Source organism: Nocardia sp. NRRL S-836 (assembly GCF_001279525.1).
GTDB lineage: Bacteria > Actinomycetota > Actinomycetes > Mycobacteriales > Pseudonocardiaceae > Lentzea.
The window spans coordinates 1-376 of sequence record NZ_LGDY01000026.1 but is presented as its reverse complement, the minus strand read 5'-3'; the positions used below and the strand labels follow the sequence as shown (position 1 = coordinate 376).

The following is a 376-nucleotide window of genomic DNA, read 5'->3' as shown; positions in this document are numbered from 1 at the left end:
GCAGGGCTTCGGCTCGCTCGGCCGGATGGCGTCGGTCCTGATGACGCCGGACGGCAAGCCCCTCGAGGCCGAGGCCGCCCACGGTACCGTGACCAGCCACTTCCGCCAGCACCGGGCCGGCACGCCTGCCTCCACGAACCCGATCGCCTCGATCCTCGCGTCGACCCTTATCCCGATGCTCCTCGTCAAGGTGGACATCACCACCGACGTGCTCTGGTTCGACGAGGCGCTCGACTCGGTCTTCATCCAGGCCGTCAAGGCCGAGGCCGCCCACGGCACCGTGACCCGGCACTTCCTCCAGCACCAGGCCGGCAAGCCCCCCTCCACCAACCCGATCGCCTCGATCTTCGCGTGGACCCGTGGCCTGATGCACCGC

General features: G+C 69.9%; 1 protein-coding gene. It reads left to right on the top strand.

All coding sequences use genetic code 11. The annotated features are described in order from the left end of the window. Positions 1–376, top strand: a 376-nt coding sequence (locus ADL03_RS05590) for an isocitrate/isopropylmalate family dehydrogenase (RefSeq protein ID WP_255353334.1), incomplete at both ends; no start/stop codon positions are given.